The 16,840-nt window shown below is 43.3% G+C and carries 16 protein-coding genes, 1 tRNA gene, 1 pseudogene, 1 riboswitch and 1 other annotated feature; of the genes and pseudogenes, 17 read left to right on the top strand and 1 reads right to left on the bottom strand.

Features of this window, described 5'->3' with window-relative positions:
• The first annotated feature begins 4 nt into the window (after positions 1–4).
• Together uvrC and HNQ34_RS08385 are read left to right on the top strand one after the other, a co-directional pair.
• A complete protein-coding gene (gene uvrC / locus HNQ34_RS08390) occupies positions 5–1,777 on the top strand; it encodes an excinuclease ABC subunit UvrC (protein WP_183253510.1) in 1,773 nt (590 codons plus the stop codon).
• A gap of 69 nt (positions 1,778–1,846) precedes the next feature.
• A riboswitch (Lysine riboswitch) is annotated at positions 1,847–2,025 on the top strand.
• A 117-nt stretch (positions 2,026–2,142) separates the two neighbouring features.
• The gene (locus tag HNQ34_RS08385; protein WP_183253507.1) at positions 2,143–3,363 is read left to right on the top strand and encodes an aspartate kinase; all 1,221 of its coding nucleotides are present in this window, start codon (positions 2,143–2,145) and stop codon (positions 3,361–3,363) included.
• Between the two features lie 217 nt (positions 3,364–3,580).
• Here the strand turns inward: HNQ34_RS08385 and HNQ34_RS08380 are convergent, their stop codons facing one another.
• A complete protein-coding gene (locus HNQ34_RS08380; protein WP_183253505.1) occupies positions 3,581–4,036 on the bottom strand; it encodes a YslB family protein in 456 nt (151 codons plus the stop codon).
• A 276-nt stretch (positions 4,037–4,312) separates the two neighbouring features.
• Between HNQ34_RS08380 and HNQ34_RS08375 the strand changes: the two genes are divergently transcribed.
• The 15 genes and pseudogenes from HNQ34_RS08375 (at position 4,313) to ilvN (ending at position 16,827) form a co-directional block, all read left to right on the top strand.
• Positions 4,313–4,921, top strand: a complete 609-nt coding sequence (locus HNQ34_RS08375; RefSeq protein ID WP_183253503.1) for a succinate dehydrogenase cytochrome b558 subunit — start codon at positions 4,313–4,315, stop codon at positions 4,919–4,921.
• A gap of 35 nt (positions 4,922–4,956) precedes the next feature.
• Positions 4,957–6,717, top strand: coding sequence for a succinate dehydrogenase flavoprotein subunit (gene sdhA / locus HNQ34_RS08370; protein WP_183253500.1), 1,761 nt, complete (start codon positions 4,957–4,959; stop codon positions 6,715–6,717).
• Positions 6,714–7,475, top strand: a complete 762-nt coding sequence (gene sdhB, locus HNQ34_RS08365) for a succinate dehydrogenase iron-sulfur subunit (RefSeq protein WP_183253498.1) — start codon at positions 6,714–6,716, stop codon at positions 7,473–7,475. The genes sdhA and sdhB overlap by 4 nt, the downstream gene beginning before the upstream one ends.
• A 56-nt stretch (positions 7,476–7,531) precedes the next feature.
• Positions 7,532–7,999: an acyl-CoA thioesterase gene (locus HNQ34_RS08360; RefSeq protein ID WP_183253497.1), complete on the top strand. Its 468-nt coding sequence runs from the start codon at positions 7,532–7,534 to the stop codon at positions 7,997–7,999.
• Between the two features lie 128 nt (positions 8,000–8,127).
• A complete protein-coding gene (gerE, locus tag HNQ34_RS08355) occupies positions 8,128–8,352 on the top strand; it encodes a spore germination transcription factor GerE (RefSeq protein ID WP_183253495.1) in 225 nt (74 codons plus the stop codon).
• Positions 8,353–8,507: 155 nt separating this feature from the next.
• Positions 8,508–8,724 (top strand): annotated as a pseudogene (locus HNQ34_RS17790) (hypothetical protein).
• 9 nt (positions 8,725–8,733) lie between these two features.
• Positions 8,734–9,528: a glutamate racemase gene (racE, locus tag HNQ34_RS08350; RefSeq protein ID WP_183253493.1), complete on the top strand. Its 795-nt coding sequence runs from the start codon at positions 8,734–8,736 to the stop codon at positions 9,526–9,528.
• Positions 9,529–9,625: 97 nt separating this feature from the next.
• Complete coding sequence (locus HNQ34_RS08345; protein WP_183253491.1) at positions 9,626–10,702, top strand: GerMN domain-containing protein; 1,077 nt, start codon at positions 9,626–9,628, stop codon at positions 10,700–10,702.
• An 81-nt stretch (positions 10,703–10,783) separates the two neighbouring features.
• Positions 10,784–11,551, top strand: coding sequence for a ribonuclease PH (rph, locus tag HNQ34_RS08340; protein ID WP_183253489.1), 768 nt, complete (start codon positions 10,784–10,786; stop codon positions 11,549–11,551).
• Positions 11,548–12,162: an XTP/dITP diphosphatase gene (locus HNQ34_RS08335; RefSeq protein WP_183253487.1), complete on the top strand. Its 615-nt coding sequence runs from the start codon at positions 11,548–11,550 to the stop codon at positions 12,160–12,162. The genes rph and HNQ34_RS08335 overlap by 4 nt, the downstream gene beginning before the upstream one ends.
• Positions 12,159–12,671 carry a metallophosphoesterase family protein gene (locus HNQ34_RS08330; RefSeq protein WP_183253485.1) on the top strand — a complete coding sequence of 171 codons (513 nt, stop codon included), beginning with the start codon at positions 12,159–12,161 and terminating at the stop codon, positions 12,669–12,671. Before HNQ34_RS08335 ends, HNQ34_RS08330 begins: the two co-directional genes overlap by 4 nt.
• Positions 12,672–12,980: 309 nt before the next feature.
• Positions 12,981–13,054 (top strand) — tRNA-Arg (locus tag HNQ34_RS08325).
• A gap of 276 nt (positions 13,055–13,330) precedes the next feature.
• A complete protein-coding gene (gene ilvE / locus HNQ34_RS08320; protein ID WP_183253483.1) occupies positions 13,331–14,230 on the top strand; it encodes a branched-chain-amino-acid transaminase in 900 nt (299 codons plus the stop codon).
• 24 nt (positions 14,231–14,254) lie between these two features.
• Positions 14,255–14,509, top strand: a binding site (T-box leader).
• An 87-nt stretch (positions 14,510–14,596) separates the two neighbouring features.
• Positions 14,597–16,330, top strand: a complete 1,734-nt coding sequence (gene ilvB, locus HNQ34_RS08315) for an acetolactate synthase large subunit (protein WP_183253481.1) — start codon at positions 14,597–14,599, stop codon at positions 16,328–16,330.
• The gene (ilvN, locus tag HNQ34_RS08310; RefSeq protein WP_183253479.1) at positions 16,309–16,827 is read left to right on the top strand and encodes an acetolactate synthase small subunit; all 519 of its coding nucleotides are present in this window, start codon (positions 16,309–16,311) and stop codon (positions 16,825–16,827) included. The genes ilvB and ilvN overlap by 22 nt, the downstream gene beginning before the upstream one ends.
• Positions 16,828–16,840: the final 13 nt, after the last annotated feature.

The raw sequence follows: 16,840 nt of genomic DNA, 5'->3' as shown, positions 1-16,840 counted from the left end.
TATGATGCATGATCACTTAAAAGAAAAGCTGGCCGTTTTGCCGGAGCAGCCCGGCTGCTATTTAATGAAAGACAAAAATGGAACGGTCATTTATGTAGGAAAGGCAAAGGTATTAAAAAACCGGGTGCGTTCGTATTTTACCGGAACGCACGACGGAAAAACGCTGTACCTTGTCAACGAAATTGCCGATTTTGAATATATTGTGACTTCATCAAATATTGAAGCGCTCATTTTAGAAATGAATTTAATCAAAAAGTTCGATCCGAAATATAACGTTATGTTAAAGGACGACAAAAGCTACCCGTTTATTAAAATTACCGCGGAAGAACATCCGCGTTTGATCATTACAAGAAAAGTGCAAAAAGATCGCGGCAAATATTTCGGACCGTATCCGAACGTCCAAGCGGCGAATGAAACGAAGAAGCTGTTAGATCGCATTTACCCGCTTCGGAAATGCCAATCATTACCTAATCGAGTGTGCCTTTATTATCATATGGGGCAATGTTTGGCACCGTGTGTGCATCCGGTTTCCGAACAGCAAAACAAAGAAATCGTTGAACAAATTATCCGGTTTTTAAATGGGGGGCATCAAGAAGTCAAAAAAGAATTGACAGAAAAAATGACGAAAGCAGCGGAAATGCTGGAATTTGAGCGGGCGAAAGAATATCGCGACCAAATCGCGCATATTGAAGCGCTCATGGAAAAGCAAAAAATAACGATGAACGATTTTGTCGATCGGGATGTGTTCGGTTATGCTTACGACAAAGGCTGGATGTGCGTTCAAGTGTTTTTCATCCGCCAAGGCAAGCTGATTGAGCGCGATGTATCCATCTTTCCGTTATACCAAGATCCTGATGAAGAACTGTTGACATTTTTAGGACAGTTTTACGAAAGAGCGAACCATTTAAAGCCGAAAGAGATCGTGTTGCCGAAGGAAGTAGACGGCGAATTGGCAGAACAGCTTCTCAACGTCAAAGTGACGCAGCCGAAATCAGGTAAGAAAAAAGAATTAGTCGATTTAGCTTGCAAAAATGCGGCACTGGCGTTAAAAGAGAAATTTTATTTAATCGAGCGCGATGAAGAACGGACGATTAAGGCGGTGGAAAACTTAGGGAAAGCGCTACGAATTGCTGCACCGCATCGAATTGAAGCGTTTGATAATTCCAACATTCACGGAACAGATCCTGTTTCGGCGATGGTCGTTTTTATTGATGGGAAGCCGGAGAAAAAAGAATATCGCAAATATAAAATTAAAACGGTCGAAGGCCCTGACGACTATGAATCAATGCGGGAAGTCGTACGCCGTCGCTACACCCGTGCTCTCAAAGAGCGGCTGCCACTTCCCGACCTTATTCTCATTGACGGAGGAAAAGGGCATTTAGCGGCTGTTCGGGATGTGTTGGAAAACGAGCTGGGGCTGGAAATTCCGCTTGCCGGCCTTGTAAAAGACGACAGGCATCGGACGTCGGAATTAATTATGGGCGATCCGCCGCAAGTTGTTCCGTTAGCGCGAAACAGTCAAGAGTTTTACTTATTGCAGCGCATCCAAGACGAAGTTCACCGGTTTGCGATCACGTTTCATCGGCAAACGCGGGGGAAATCGCTGTTTCAATCAGTGTTGGACGATATACCAGGAGTCGGTGAAAAAAGAAAAAAAGCTCTGTTGAAACATTTTGGTTCTGTAAAAAATATGATAGAAGCAACAGTCGAAGAATTGCAAAAAGCGAATATTCCTCGGGCAGTAGCTGAAAAAATTTATGAGAAATTGCATGAATAGTATTGTCAATCTCATAAAAAATTGGTACAATCGCAATAAATTGCATATTTATACACTTCCGAACACTGAAGTGAAGATAGAGGTGCGAACTTCAAGAGTAGGCATTCTGAGGAAAATGAGTTCCGAAGAAGAATGTTGAAAGGGGAGCGTCGCCGAAGTGGGAAAAGTCTCATTGCTTTTCCTGCTGGTTCTGCATTTAAGAAATGTAGGACTGTCAAGATGTTTCATCTTGGAGAGCTATCTCACTGTGTGAAGCGAATTTGTTTCTTTTTTCGTTTCGTTATGCACAGCAATGAGAGATCTCTCATTGCTGTTTTTTATTTTCTATATCGAGAATACACATCTTAGAACGAAGGATGAGGAGAATGGCAGTTATTGTGCAAAAATTTGGCGGAACTTCTGTCGGTTCCATTGAACGAATTCAAAACGTAGCTAGTCGAATAATCGAAGAAGTAGAAAATGGCAATGATGTCGTTGTCGTTGTTTCCGCAATGGGCAAGACGACGGATGAACTTGTTCAGTTAGCAAAGCAAATATCCAATCAACCGAGCAAGCGGGAAATGGATATGCTTCTTTCTACCGGTGAGCAAGTGAGCATTGCCCTTTTGGCGATGGCGCTGCATGAAAAAGGATATCAAGCGGTTTCTTTAACAGGTTGGCAAGCAGGGATCAAAACGGAAGATGTTCATGGGAATGCCCGTATTATCGATATCGATACGTCACGGATTTATAAATATTTGCAAAAAGGAAAGATCGTGATCGTCGCTGGATTTCAAGGAATGACCGAAAGCGGAGAAATTACGACTCTCGGCCGCGGCGGCTCCGATACGACTGCGGTGGCATTAGCGGCGGCGTTGCGAGCAGACAAATGCGATATTTATACCGACGTAACGGGAGTATTTACAACCGATCCTCGCTATGTGAAAGCAGCGCGAAAACTGCAAGAAATTTCGTATGATGAAATGCTCGAGTTAGCGAATTTAGGAGCGGGCGTGTTGCATCCGCGTGCAGTGGAATTTGCGAAAAACTATCAAGTGACGTTAGAAGTTCGCTCGAGCATGGAAAAAGAACGAGGCACGATCGTGAAGGAGGACATTTCGATGGAACAGCATTTAATTGTCAGAGGCATCGCTTTTGAAGATCAAGTAACAAGGGTCACTGTTCAAGGGCTGCCGAAAGGATTGCAGACATTGCCGACGATCTTTACAGCGCTAGCGAATCGGGGAATTAATGTTGACATTATTATTCAAAGCATGACAAGCAATGAAGCAACGTCTGTTTCTTTTTCGATTAGTACAGAAGATTTGCACGAAACGTTGCAAGTATTGCAATCGCTGCAAGGCGTGAAAGTGGAGTACGAAAGCCGTTTGGCGAAAGTTTCGATCGTTGGTTCTGGCATGATTTCCAATCCGGGCGTGGCTGCGCAAATGTTTCAAGTATTAGCGGACTGCGGCATTGAAATTAAGATGGTTAGCACATCGGAAATAAAAATCTCCACAGTTGTAGCACAAGAAAAAATGGTCGCAGCCGTCGAAGCGCTGCATGAAGCGTTTCAACTCGATGAAAAGACTGCCGTCAACTCTTAAGCAAAGAAGCGTGCGATCTATTAATGTTTCATATTTTGAGTTTTTTATACGATCGTTTTTCGACTGTCGGATTATATTCCGACAGTCGAAAAAATTTGCATTTAATTTACGTTGTAATAAAGATTTTCCGCGCTACCGTTTCCATATTTAGTCTGTAAAATAGGTTATACGTCATGCGCATATAGTTTAATGTAAAATAAAACTTCAACTTATTTTTTCATTCAGTAACCTCATCTTTTCTATCCCATTTTACTGTAAAGACTACTTTTTTTGCTCGCTTTTTCTGCTGTTCATATGCTTCGGCGACACAACGTTTTTGCTGCTCGACTTGTTGTGCGAGAAACCCAGCTTCTAGATGAAACGAACAATCTTCGTTGAGGGACATGCGGGCAGCCACGATTGCCCCTGTTAATTCTACTTCTAGTTCATCGTTGCGCTCTTTAGTGATGGTGAGCGTTCCCCAGCCGGCTTTTTCAAAAAAGGCGATGACATCATCGAACGTGTTGAGCGGATAACGGCGCGCTAATCGTTTCCCTGCCCAATATAAAATGTTCGCCGTTTCTTTTCCTAGCAAATCAGGAAGAAGAACTTCGCGAATAAGCTCATAGCCGAAACCAGGAATGTCGATATGTTGGAGTGCCTCATATTCGTTTTCAAATGATACTGTTTTCACATACTTCCCCTCTTTCTATTCATCATTATAGCCGAACAATGCGAAGAAAGCAGTATCTTTCTTTCGATTTTTAGGAGAATATTGTTGGAATTTTCGAATGATTGAACATTTTATGAACTCGTTTTCTTGACGCTACTACTTTGTGGGAGTACAATGAATGTGACGCATGGTTAATGGAAATGGAAGCATTTACAGCTCTATTAACCATTTTAGTTAGTGTGGATGGGGAGTGCGTTTTCTTTCATTGTCACTATTATTAAAAAGGGGGTTCACTACATGGCAGGAAATCGCGAATTTTTTTATCGTCGACTCCATTCATTGCTGGGAGTTATTCCAGTTGGTATTTTTTTGACGCAACATTTAGTCGTCAACTATTTTGCAACAAGAGGTCCAGAAGCGTTTAACCGTGCGGCATCATTCATGGCTAATTTACCGTTCCGTTATTTTTTGGAAATTTTCATTATCTTCCTTCCGTTGCTGTTTCACGCCATTTACGGGCTTTATATCGCTTTTACAGCGCAAAATAATGTGAGCAGATACGGTTATTTCCGCAACTGGATGTTCGTATTGCAGCGGTTAACGGGAATTGTTACGCTCATTTTCGTTACGTGGCACGTATGGGAGACGCGTGTACAAGCTGCGTTCGGAGCGGAAGTGAACTATGAAATGGTGGCAAATATTGTGGATAATCCGCTCATGCTTGCGTTTTACATCGTAGGAATTGTTTCAACTGTCTTCCATTTCGCGAACGGTTTATGGTCTTTCTGTGTAAGCTGGGGACTTACGGTTACTCCTCGTTCACAACAAATTTTTACATATGTGACAATGGTGATTTTCGTAGCGCTTTCGATCGTCGGCATCCGTGCCATTTTAGCATTCGCTTAATCCACGACTAGCAATCTTTTAGGGAGTGAGTAACGATGAAAAAAGGAAAAATCATAGTAGTTGGTGGCGGTCTAGCCGGACTAATGGCAACCATTAAAATCGCAGAAGCGGGTGTGCCAGTTGAGTTGTTTTCGCTTGTGCCAGTGAAGCGATCTCACTCTGTTTGTGCTCAAGGTGGGATTAACGGTGCGGTGAATACGAAAGGTGAAGGAGACTCTCCGTGGGAGCACTTTGATGATACAGTATATGGCGGTGACTTTTTGGCGAACCAACCACCAGTTAAGGCGATGTGTGAAGCAGCGCCAGGCATTATTTATTTGCTGGATCGCATGGGGGTTATGTTTAACCGTACGCCTGAAGGTTTATTAGACTTTCGACGTTTTGGTGGAACGCAACATCACCGTACAGCTTTTGCTGGTGCGACAACAGGGCAGCAGCTTCTTTATGCGCTTGACGAGCAAGTTCGCCGTCATGAAGTAGCTGGTTTAGTGACAAAATATGAAGGTTGGGAATTTTTAGGCGTCGTATTAGACGATGAGCAAATTTGCCGCGGAATTGTAGCGCAAAATTTAACGACGATGGAGATTAAGTCGTTTCCGGCAGATGCAGTCATCATGGCAACAGGCGGTCCAGGGATCATTTTCGGGAAATCGACGAACTCGATCATTAATACAGGTTCAGCTGCGTCCATTGTTTACCAACAAGGTGCGTATTATGCGAACGGAGAATTTATCCAAATTCACCCAACCGCGATTCCAGGCGATGATAAATTGCGCCTCATGAGTGAATCGGCACGCGGTGAAGGTGGACGAGTATGGACGTATAAAGACGGAAAACCGTGGTATTTCTTAGAAGAAAAATATCCAGCTTACGGAAACCTCGTCCCGCGCGATATCGCGACAAGGGAAATTTTCCATGTTTGTGTCGACTTAAAGCTTGGTATTAACGGCGAGAACATGGTATATCTTGATCTTTCTCATAAAGATCCAAAAGAATTGGATATTAAACTTGGCGGTATCATTGAGATTTATGAAAAATTTATGGGTGAAGATCCACGTAAAGTGCCAATGAAAATTTTCCCTGCTGTCCACTATTCGATGGGTGGATTATGGGTAGATTACGACCAAATGACGAACATTAAAGGCTTATTTGCAGCGGGTGAATGCGACTACTCCATGCACGGAGCAAACCGTTTAGGAGCGAACTCGCTCTTATCGGCGATTTACGGCGGCATGGTCGCAGGCCCGAAAGCAGTGGAATATATTAGAGGTTTAGAAAAATCGGCGGATGCGCTGCCATCTTCTTTATATGACCGCTATGTCAAACAAGAAGAAGAGCGCTGGGAAAACATTTTGTCGATGGATGGAACAGAAAACGCCTATGTTCTTCATAAAGAGCTTGGCGAATGGATGACGGATAATGTCACGATCGTTCGTTATAACGATAAACTTTTGAAAACTGATGAAAAAATTCAAGAGTTGATGGAACGTTATAAAAACATTAACATTACTGATACATCGAAATGGAGCAACCAAGGAGCATCGTTTACTCGCCAGCTATACAACATGCTTCAATTAGCGCGCGTGATTACGCTCGGTGCTTATAACCGCAACGAAAGCCGCGGCGCTCATTATAAGCCAGAGTTCCCAGAGCGCAATGACGAAGAATGGCTCAAAACAACAATGGCACGTTTTACTCCAGATGGGCCAGCGTTCCATTACGAAGACGTTGATACGTCGTTAATTAAGCCGCGCAAACGTGACTATTCGAAAAAGAAAGAGGAAGTGAAATCATGAGCGAGAAAAAAACGATTCGCCTCATTGTAACGCGACAAGATCGTCCGGATTCTGCGCCATACGAAGAGGAATTTGAAATTCCATATCGCCCAAATATGAACGTCATTTCCGCCCTCATGGAAATTCGCCGCAATCCGGTGAACGCAAAAGGGGAAAAAACGACTCCGGTTACGTGGGATATGAACTGTTTGGAAGAAGTGTGCGGAGCTTGCTCGATGGTTATTAATGGAAAGCCGCGTCAATCCTGTACGGCTCTCATCGATAAGCTCGAACAACCGATTCGCCTAGAGCCGATGCGCACGTTCCCGGTTGTGCGTGACTTGCAAGTCGACCGCAGCCGCATGTTCGATTCGTTGAAAAAAGTAAAAGCGTGGATTCCGATTGACGGAACTTACGATTTAGGTCCTGGTCCGCGCATGCCAGAGCGAAAACGTCAATGGGCATACGAACTTTCGAAATGTATGACATGCGGAGTTTGTTTAGAAGCGTGTCCGAACGTGAATAGCAAATCAAACTTCATCGGTCCTGCACCGCTTTCGCAAGTTCGCTTGTTTAATGCTCATCCGACGGGTGCGATGCATAAAGCGGAGAGACTTGCAGCAATCATGGGAGACGGCGGTTTAGCGAACTGCGGAAACTCGCAAAACTGCGTGCAATCTTGTCCGAAAGGCATTCCGCTTACGACATCGATTGCGGCATTGAACCGCGAAGCAACGATTCAAATGTTCCGGAACTTTTTCGGAAGCGACGAAGTATAAATAAAATCCTCTTCATGGCCTCCATGAAGAGGATTTTATTATAAGGGGAGAGATTCATGAAAAACATTGATTACATCGATAACTTTGAAGAATGGCAACGGTCGTTTCGTTTTTTTCGCCGCATTAAAGTACGTTTTTGCGAAACGGACATGTTCGGACATTTAAATAATACCGTTCCATTTGTTTACTTTGAAGAAGTGCGGACCGAGTTTTTAAAAGCGCTTGGTTTTATGGATCAATGGACGAATGAGCAATCAAATGAAATTCCGGTTGTTGCTGATTTGAAGTGCGACTTTTTGAAACAAGTGTTTTTCAATGATGAGCTGTATATGTATGCAAAAGTACACAAAATTGGCCGCTCATCCATCGATTTGCATTATATGGCCAAAAAAGATAACAAAGAGATCGTATTAGTCGGTCGTGGTGCTCTTGTGCAAATTAACAAGCATACAGGAAAAGGCGTCCCATGGAACGACGAAATGCGACAAAAACTCCAACATTCGCAATCTGTTTCATTTGTTTAGAAAAATACCTATTTTTCTAGAAATGTCGCGAATTTTTGTCACCGTACCCCTCCGTTTCACATACTATATGGTGAATAAATACCCATCCGGTAGTTTAGGTCTGGCTAAAGCAAGGAGGGTTATCGTACTTGAAAGACAAATCGTTTCAATCAAAGCCATTACTCACGAAAAGAGAAAGAGAAGTATTTGAATTATTAGTTCAAGATAAGACAACAAAAGAGATCGCCAGTGAGCTATTTATTAGCGAAAAAACGGTTCGCAATCACATTTCGAACGCCATGCAAAAGCTTGGAGTAAAGGGGCGCTCTCAAGCGGTCATTGAATTGCTTCGAATGGGGGAGCTTGAACTATAAGTAATACCGGCTATCCTTAGCGATAAGGTAGCCGGTTTATTATTGTGAGAGGATTTTTTTATTGATTATACGGTGAAGTGTAGTAAAATGAAAATGGTTCGCGTTTTGCCTGCCTGTTGATGAAAAATATGCAAGTGCATGATCGGTGAGATTGTATGCCGTTTGTGATCAATGAAAAAGCTGTCATTGAACTTGAAAAATCGCTGCGTTACATTGCCGCAATTTTAAAACAAAAAGGCCGGGAGATTTTAACGAATTATCCGATCACCCTACCACAATTTCGCTCAAGTTTTGCAAAGCTTCTCAGAAGAGGAGATTGTCTTTTTAGAAAAATGCTTAAAAAAATTACATCAAGAAATGAAAAAAGAATGAGGCGATCACTTGGAAAGACCAATTGGTGTTATCGATTCAGGAGTTGGAGGGCTTACTGTTGCAAAAGAAATGATGCGACAGTTGCCAAAAGAGAGAATTATTTATCTTGGAGACACAGCGCGATGTCCGTATGGTCCGCGTCCAGAAGAGGAAATTCGTCAATTTACATGGGAAATGACGAATTATTTGTTGCAGTACGATATTAAAATGCTCGTCATTGCATGCAATACAGCTACAGCGGTTGTATTAGAAGAAATTCGCGAGCGGCTCGATATTCCTGTGGTAGGCGTTGTGCATCCAGGCGCACGGGCGGCGTTAAAAGTAACGAAAAATGAACAGATCGGCGTGATCGGCACCATTGGAACGGTGAAAAGCCGAGCGTATGAAAAAGCGCTGAAATCGATTAACAATCAAGTTCATGTGGAAAGTTTAGCTTGTCCAAAATTTGTTCCGCTTGTTGAAAGCGGAATTTTTGACGGAGACGAAGCGAAACAAATTGTGGCGGAGTCGCTTGAGCCATTGAAATCAAGCGGCATTGACGTGTTGATTTTAGGCTGCACACATTACCCGCTATTAAGTCCGTTAATTCGCGAATATATGGGGAAAAAAGTGAAGTTAATTTGTTCTGGAGATGAAACCGCCCGCGAAGTCAGCGCTATTTTGCATCATAGCGGTTTATTGAATACGGGGAAACGGCGCGATGACCATCTCTTCTTGACAACTGGACCGAAAGAATTATTTCAAAAAATTGCTTCTCAATGGTTTGGTCAGCCGATTGAGAACGTTCATACGATCGAGTTATAAAAAATCCTTCAGCTATATGGCTGGAGGATTTTTTTATTCTATTTTTTTAACCGGCTCGTATACATAGTAGTACAAACTATTGTTAGGAGGGGAATTGATGTTAAATCGGCGAACATCTAAGCTAGTTACATCCATTTTCGTTTCGGTCTTATTGCTTAGTGGCTGCGGGTTGTTTAAAAAAGATCAAGCGATTAAAGAAATCGATCCACCGCAAGATGTTAGCTATTTGAAAGACGGAGAGTCGCTACAACAATCAAAAGAAAATACAGCTCAAGCATCAAACGAGGCGCAAGCAACTGAAACAGTTAAGCGGGAGCTTTACTTAATTGACCAAAACGGATTCGTTGTGCCGCAAACGCTCTCATTGCCAAAAACAGATGCAGTTGCTAAGCAAGCATTAGAATATTTAGTAGAGGGAGGGCCTGTCACAGAAATGCTGCCAAACGGTTTCCGTGCCGTACTCCCAGCTGATACCCGTATATTAGGAGTGAAGCTTGAAAAAGATGGAACGATTATTGTTGATTTTTCTCCGGAGTTTGCCCGTTATAAACGAGAAGATGAAAAGAAAATTTTAGAAGCAATTACGTGGACATTAACACAATTTGGAAATATCAAAAAAGTGAAAATCCGCATTAACGGCTACGATCAAACGGTAATGCCGGTAAACGGCACACCGATTCAAGATGGAGTGAGCCGAGAAGATGGTATCAATATTGACACAAGCGGTGTTGTGGATATTACGAACACGCATCCGATTATCGTCTATTTTGTCGCACAGCAAGGCGAGCAAACGTATTACGTACCAGTCACACGCCGCATTCCGAACAAACAACAAAATGATATTGCTGCAGCAGTGAATGAATTAATTAAAGGGCCGACTTATGGAAGCGGGCTTGTCAGCGATTTTCAGCCGGATGCTCAACTAGTTGGCGAGCCAACATACGAAGATGGAAAAGTAACGTTAAATTTTAACGATGCCATTTATGGCAGCAATAAGCAACATGTCATTTCTGAGCACGTGTTGAACGCTCTCGTTTTATCGCTAACAGAACAAAAAGGGGTTGAAAGCGTGGCGATTACGGTGAATGGAAAAGCCGATCTTGTCAGAGAAGATGGAAAGGCGCTTTCTGAACCGGTAACAAGACCAGAAAATGTGAATACAGGTAGTTTTTAATGTTATACTATGGTATAAAAAGAGGTAGACTGATCTACCTCTTTGTTATTTATTTTGGGCACTGCATTAAGGAGGCTTTTTATGCGAGTTGACGGAAGAGAAAATAAGCAGCTACGACCAGTACATATTGAAACGCATTTTATTAAACATGCGGAAGGGTCTGTATTGATTACAGTCGGTGATACGAAAGTGATTTGTACTGCGAGCATCGACGATAAAGTCCCGCCGTTTATGCGCGGTGGCGGAAAAGGATGGATCACGGCTGAGTATGCGATGCTGCCGCGCGCAACCGAGCAACGAAACGTCCGCGAATCGAGCAAAGGGAAGTTGTCGGGAAGAACAATGGAAATCCAACGCCTTATCGGCAGGGTACTTCGTTCCGTTGTAGATTTAGAAAAAATTGGAGAGAAAACGATTTGGATTGATTGCGATGTCATTCAAGCGGATGGCGGCACGCGCACTGCATCGATCACGGGGGCATTTGTTGCGATGGTACTGGCCTTTTCCAAGTTGATGGAACAAAACAAAATATGTGAACTTCCGGTGACGGATTTTCTCGCTGCGACGTCTGTAGGCATTGATCCGCAGAATGGTGTGATCCTTGATTTAAACTATGTGGAAGATTCGCAAGCAAAAGTCGATATGAATGTCGTCATGACAGGATCTGGTCGCTTTGTCGAAATTCAAGGAACGGGTGAAGAAGCAACGTTTTCCCGCAATGAACTTCATGAGTTGCTAGAAACAGCTGAATTAGGCATTCGTCAGCTGATCGATGTTCAAAAACAAGTGTTAGGACATCTGGCCGAGCAAATTCAAAACCGTTCAACAGAAAGTGTGGAAAAGTTATGAAAGAAGTGATTATTGCAACGAAAAACGCCGGAAAAGCAAGAGAGTTTCAAGCATTGCTTGAGAAAAAGGGAGTAAAGGTAAAGACATTGCTTGATTTTCCAGACTGCCCTGATGTCGAAGAAACGGGAAGTACATTTGCAGAAAACGCACGATTAAAAGCGGAAACAATCGCTTCGTATTTTCAACGAACAGTCATTGCGGATGATTCAGGTCTTTCGATTGATGCGCTCGACGGGAGACCAGGAGTTTATTCGGCGCGCTATGCGGGAGAGGAAAAAGATGATCAAGCAAACATCGCGAAAGTGTTAAAAGAAATGGAAGGAATCCCGTTTGCAAAACGAACAGCTCGTTTTCATTGTGCGCTCGCGGTTGCTGTCCCTAACGAAAGGACGGTCGTTGTCGAAGGGACGTGTGCAGGGTATATAACAGATGCGCCAAGAGGAGAAAATGGGTTTGGATACGATCCGATTTTTTACGTTCCACAAAAAGAAAAAACAATGGCAGAGTTGCCAAAAGAAGAAAAAAACAAAATAAGCCATCGCGCTGATGCGCTAACGAAACTAGAGAAGCAGTGGGAGAAAATCATGAATGGGGAGAGTAAGAACATATGAAAGTACTCATTGTAAGCGACAGCCATGGGCTGATAGACGAACTGATCGAGATCAAACAGCGTCATGCTCATGAAGTGGATGCGTTCATTCATTGCGGCGATTCGGAGTTGTCGAGCGGTTGTGTCGAATTAGAAGATTTTTTATATGTAGGAGGAAATTGTGATTTTTATGAAGATTTCCAAAAGGAACGAACGGAAGAAATTCAAGAAATTCGCTTTTTCATTACACACGGTCATCTTTACAATGTGAAAATGACGTTGATGAACCTTTACTATCGCGCGCAAGAAGTTGGAGCAAAAATCGTCTGTTTCGGCCATTCGCATATTGCAGGAGCGGAGATGATTAACGGTGTTTTATTCATTAACCCAGGCAGCATTCTTTTACCGCGCATGAGAAAAGAAAGAACGTATGCATTGTTGCAAATCGAAAATGGACAAGCCACAGTTCAATTTTATGACATTATCGACGGACAAGAAGTTCTAGACTTGGCGAAATCATTCACGTTTTGAGCGGGAAACCATTCCCGCTCTTATTGACTTTATCTCCCTCCTTCCGTATAATAAAAACTGTCTTTGATGACTATGTCCCAGTAGCGACGAGCGAAGCATCGGTGAAATAGCTGCGAGTTGTCCCGATGCATTAGGCTTCTGCGAACGGGTGAGAAGAGGAAGGGACACAACTCGATAGAGCACGTCCGAATTCGCCTCATTGAATATGCAACAGCGTACCGCGCGAGCCGTTTCTTGGATAAGCATACTGAGTGCGGGACGGCGGAAAAACAAGCAATGTGCGAGAAATTTAGATTACGTTTATACTATGTCCCAGTAGCTCAGCTGGATAGAGCAGCGGCCTTCTAAGCCGTCGGTCGGGAGTTCGAATCTCTCCTGGGACGTTCATGAAACCCTCTTTCCATACAAAGGAAAGAGGGCTTTTTTATTGGAAAAAATTGCGCTTTTGATCGAATTCAAAAAAATTTTTTCTCCACTCATCCCTTGATATTATCATAATGTAAGCGTATACAAAGTTTTTGATGAATCAAAATATTCGAAAAATAGTATTGACTCTTCCTTATTTTGGGCTTATTATAATTTTCAAATAAATCAAACGAATCAAATAAGGATACATTTACTGAAGAGGGTGCACTTAGCAAGGGAAGAGGGGAAAAACATTGAGCGAGCAATGGATCTTTTTAAACGACGAGTTTGTGACGAAGGAAAATGCAAAAATTTCTGTTTATGATCACGGTTTTTTGTACGGAGACGGGGTGTTCGAGGGAATTCGCGTCTACAGCGGCAACGTCTTTCGGTTGAAAGAACATATTGATCGTTTGTATAATTCAGCGAAGTCCATTTTATTAAACATCCCTTACACAAAAGAAGAAATGACAGATTTAATTGTGCAAGCTGTTCGGAAAAACCAGTTTCAAGACGCTTATATCCGCGTTGTTGTTTCTCGAGGTGTCGGTGATTTAGGTCTCGATCCATATAAATGTCCAAAGCCTCAAGTCGTAATTATTGTAGAACCGCTGGCGATTTTCCCGAAACATTTATATGAAACAGGAATCGAAGTGGTGACAGTAGCGACGAGAAGAAATCGTCCAGACGTTCTTAGCCCGAAAGTCAAGTCGTTGAACTATTTAAATAACGTTCTTGTTCGAATCGAGGCTCATTTAGCAAACGTTAGCGAAGCGCTAATGTTAAATGATCAAGGCTATGTTGCGGAAGGATCCGCGGATAATGTATTCATCGTGAAAAACGGTGTTCTTTATACGCCGCCAGGATATGTAGGAGCATTAGAAGGAATTACGCGTGATGCCATTATTGATATTGCGAAAGAACTCGGTTATGTCGTTAAAGAAGAGCCGTTTACTCGCCATGATGTATACACGGCTGATGAAGTGTTTTTGACAGGAACGGCAGCGGAAGTGATCGCGGTCGTAAAAGTAGACGGGCGTACAATTGGTGACGGCGTTCCTGGCGTTCATACGAAGCGGCTGCTTGAAGCGTTTAGACAGCGCGTCGTTTCGGAAGGAGTTAAAGTATATCAAACGAATGCGAACGTTGGCTAATATGCACGATGACAATGAAATAAAGCGAAAGCGTTGAAGAGGATAAGTAATCAGCTGGAAAGGAATCTACAGAGAGCCGGGGGAGCTGGAAACCGGTGATTCCGCCGCTTGATGAACTCGCCTCTGAGCGTCAACTTGAACGCACCAGCTAGTAGAGTTGGCCGGGTGAATGTTGATCACTCGTTATTAAAAAGAGCAACCTTATTGGTAGCTCATGAGGTGGTCGAATGACCATGAAGAAGGGTGGTACCGCGGAAAGGAAACCTTTTCGCCCCTTTGACCTAGCATTTGCAGGTCATGGTGGGTGAAAAGGTTTTTTCATTGTGTTTAGAGTGTTTAGAAAAATTTAAGGAGGAAGGATGACGAATGGCAAACATGAAAGTAGAGGAAAAACGGAAACAAAGGACGAGAATAAGCGGTGCTTTAATGCTTATTGAAGCATTAAAAGCGGAAAAAGTTGAAGTCATTTTTGGATATCCGGGCGGGGCTGTATTACCGATTTATGACAAACTATACGACTCAGGTCTTTTCCACGTCTTAACGCGCCATGAACAAGGAGCGATTCATGCCGCTGAAGGATATGCGCGCATTTCTGGAAAACCAGGAGTTGTTATTGCAACATCTGGACCGGGCGCAACAAACATTGTGACAGGGTTAACTGATGCGATGATGGATTCGCTTCCGCTCGTTGTCTTTACAGGACAAGTAGCATCAAGTGTGATCGGTTCAGATGCATTTCAAGAAGCAGATATTTTAGGAATTACGATGCCGATCACGAAACATAGCTATCAAGTTCGCGACATTCAAGAGTTGCCGAAAATCATTAAAGAAGCGTTTCACATTGCCACGACGGGTCGACCTGGCCCTGTATTAATTGACATTCCGAAAGATATGACAACGTTGGAAGGAGAATTTGACTACGAGCAAGACGTTCAACTTCCAGGATATCAGCCAACGATTCATCCGAACCATTTGCAAATTCGCAAGCTAGTAGAAGCGGTCAGCCAAGCAAAAAAACCTGTCATTTTAGCCGGTGCCGGCGTGCTCCATGCGAACGCCTCTAAAGAGTTACAGCAATACGCAGAACAACAAAACATTCCGGTCATTCATACGCTGCTAGGGCTTGGCGGATTTCCGGCAGACCACCCGCTATTTCTCGGCATGGCGGGAATGCACGGCACGTATACGGCCAACATGGCTTTATATGAATGCGACTTGTTGATCAATATTGGAGCGCGCTTCGATGACCGCGTCACCGGAAATTTAAAATATTTTGCTCCGAACGCGACGGTAGCTCATATCGATATCGATCCGGCGGAAATTGGTAAAAATGTACCGACGAAAATTCCAATTGTAAGCGATGCAAAAGAGGCATTAAAAGAATTGGTTCATCAAGAAGGAAAACCGGCGGATACGGCTGCATGGCTTGCGCAGTTAAATGAATGGAAAATGAAATTTCCGCTCGCTTATCAAAATGATGCGCAAACAGTCAAACCGCAAAAATTAATCGAAATGATTTATGAACTAACGAACGGCGAAGCGATCGTAACGACAGACGTTGGACAGCATCAAATGTGGGCGGCGCAATACTATAAATTTAATAAGCCGCATCGCTGGGTAACGTCAGGAGGGCTCGGGACGATGGGATTCGGACTTCCGGCAGCGATCGGAGCACAGCTAGCAGACAAAAATGCGACGGTTGTTTCGATTGTCGGTGACGCGGGATTTCAAATGACGTTGCAAGAGCTATCCGTCATTCAAGAATTGAACTTGCCAATCAAAGTGGTCATCGTCAACAACCAATCGCTTGGCATGGTTCGGCAATGGCAACAGCTCTTTTATGAAAAACGGTATTCGCACTCGCTCATTCCGAATCAGCCTGATTTTGTAAAATTAGCTGAAGCCTACAACATTAAAGCGTTTCGGGCAAAAACAGAAGAAGAAGCGGTAAACGTGTTAAAACAAGCTTTTTCGCTTAAAGAACCTGTACTGCTAGATTTTCACGTGAAAGCCGACGAAAACGTATATCCAATGGTGGCGCCTGGAAAAGGATTGCATGAAATGGTGGGGGTGAAACCGTGCGAAGAATCATTACAATGACGGTGAACAACCGTCCCGGCGTGCTGAATCGCATTACTGGCTTGTTTACGAAACGTCATTACAATATTGAAAGCATTACGGTTGGACATACCGAAATTGAAGGCATTTCGCGGATGACGTTCGTCGTCAATGTCGAAGATGAGCGTACCGCCGAACAAATTACGAAGCAGCTGAATAAGCAAATTGATGTGCTAAAAGTAAATGATATTACCGATCAGGCGATTGTCGCCAGAGAGCTGGCACTAATTAAAGTGTCGGCGGCTCCGGCGGTACGTCAGGAAATTTATACGCTCATCGAGCCGTTCCGTGCTTCTATTGTCGATGTGAGCCGTGAAAGCCTCGTCGTTCAAGTGACAGGGGAACCGGAAAAAGTCGAAGCGCTTATCGATTTATTGAAGCCTTATGGCATTAAAGAAGTGGCGCGAACAGGAACAACAGCATTTACACGCGGCTCCCAAAAAACAGCCGCTTCATATAAAACACCATTCATTATTTAAAAAGGAGAGATTC

This window comes from Anoxybacteroides tepidamans (genome assembly GCF_014201465.1).
GTDB lineage: Bacteria > Bacillota > Bacilli > Bacillales > Anoxybacillaceae > Anoxybacteroides > Anoxybacteroides tepidamans.
Note: the sequence above shows the minus strand (reverse complement) of the source record. Positions and strands in the feature narration are given on the sequence as shown.

What these genes read in the sequence shown, in the direction of transcription:
- uvrC (WP_183253510.1), top strand. Translation starts at nt 5, where the DNA reads ATGCATGATCACTTAAAAGAAAAGCTGGCCGTTTTGCCGGAGCAGCCC.
- HNQ34_RS08385 (WP_183253507.1), top strand. Translation starts at nt 2,143, where the DNA reads ATGGCAGTTATTGTGCAAAAATTTGGCGGAACTTCTGTCGGTTCCATT.
- HNQ34_RS08375 (WP_183253503.1), top strand. Translation starts at nt 4,313, where the DNA reads ATGGCAGGAAATCGCGAATTTTTTTATCGTCGACTCCATTCATTGCTG.
- sdhA (WP_183253500.1), top strand. Translation starts at nt 4,957, where the DNA reads ATGAAAAAAGGAAAAATCATAGTAGTTGGTGGCGGTCTAGCCGGACTA.
- sdhB (WP_183253498.1), top strand. Translation starts at nt 6,714, where the DNA reads ATGAGCGAGAAAAAAACGATTCGCCTCATTGTAACGCGACAAGATCGT.
- HNQ34_RS08360 (WP_183253497.1), top strand. Translation starts at nt 7,532, where the DNA reads ATGAAAAACATTGATTACATCGATAACTTTGAAGAATGGCAACGGTCG.
- HNQ34_RS08345 (WP_183253491.1), top strand. Translation starts at nt 9,626, where the DNA reads ATGTTAAATCGGCGAACATCTAAGCTAGTTACATCCATTTTCGTTTCG.
- rph (WP_183253489.1), top strand. Translation starts at nt 10,784, where the DNA reads ATGCGAGTTGACGGAAGAGAAAATAAGCAGCTACGACCAGTACATATT.
- HNQ34_RS08335 (WP_183253487.1), top strand. Translation starts at nt 11,548, where the DNA reads ATGAAAGAAGTGATTATTGCAACGAAAAACGCCGGAAAAGCAAGAGAG.
- HNQ34_RS08330 (WP_183253485.1), top strand. Translation starts at nt 12,159, where the DNA reads ATGAAAGTACTCATTGTAAGCGACAGCCATGGGCTGATAGACGAACTG.
- ilvB (WP_183253481.1), top strand. Translation starts at nt 14,597, where the DNA reads ATGGCAAACATGAAAGTAGAGGAAAAACGGAAACAAAGGACGAGAATA.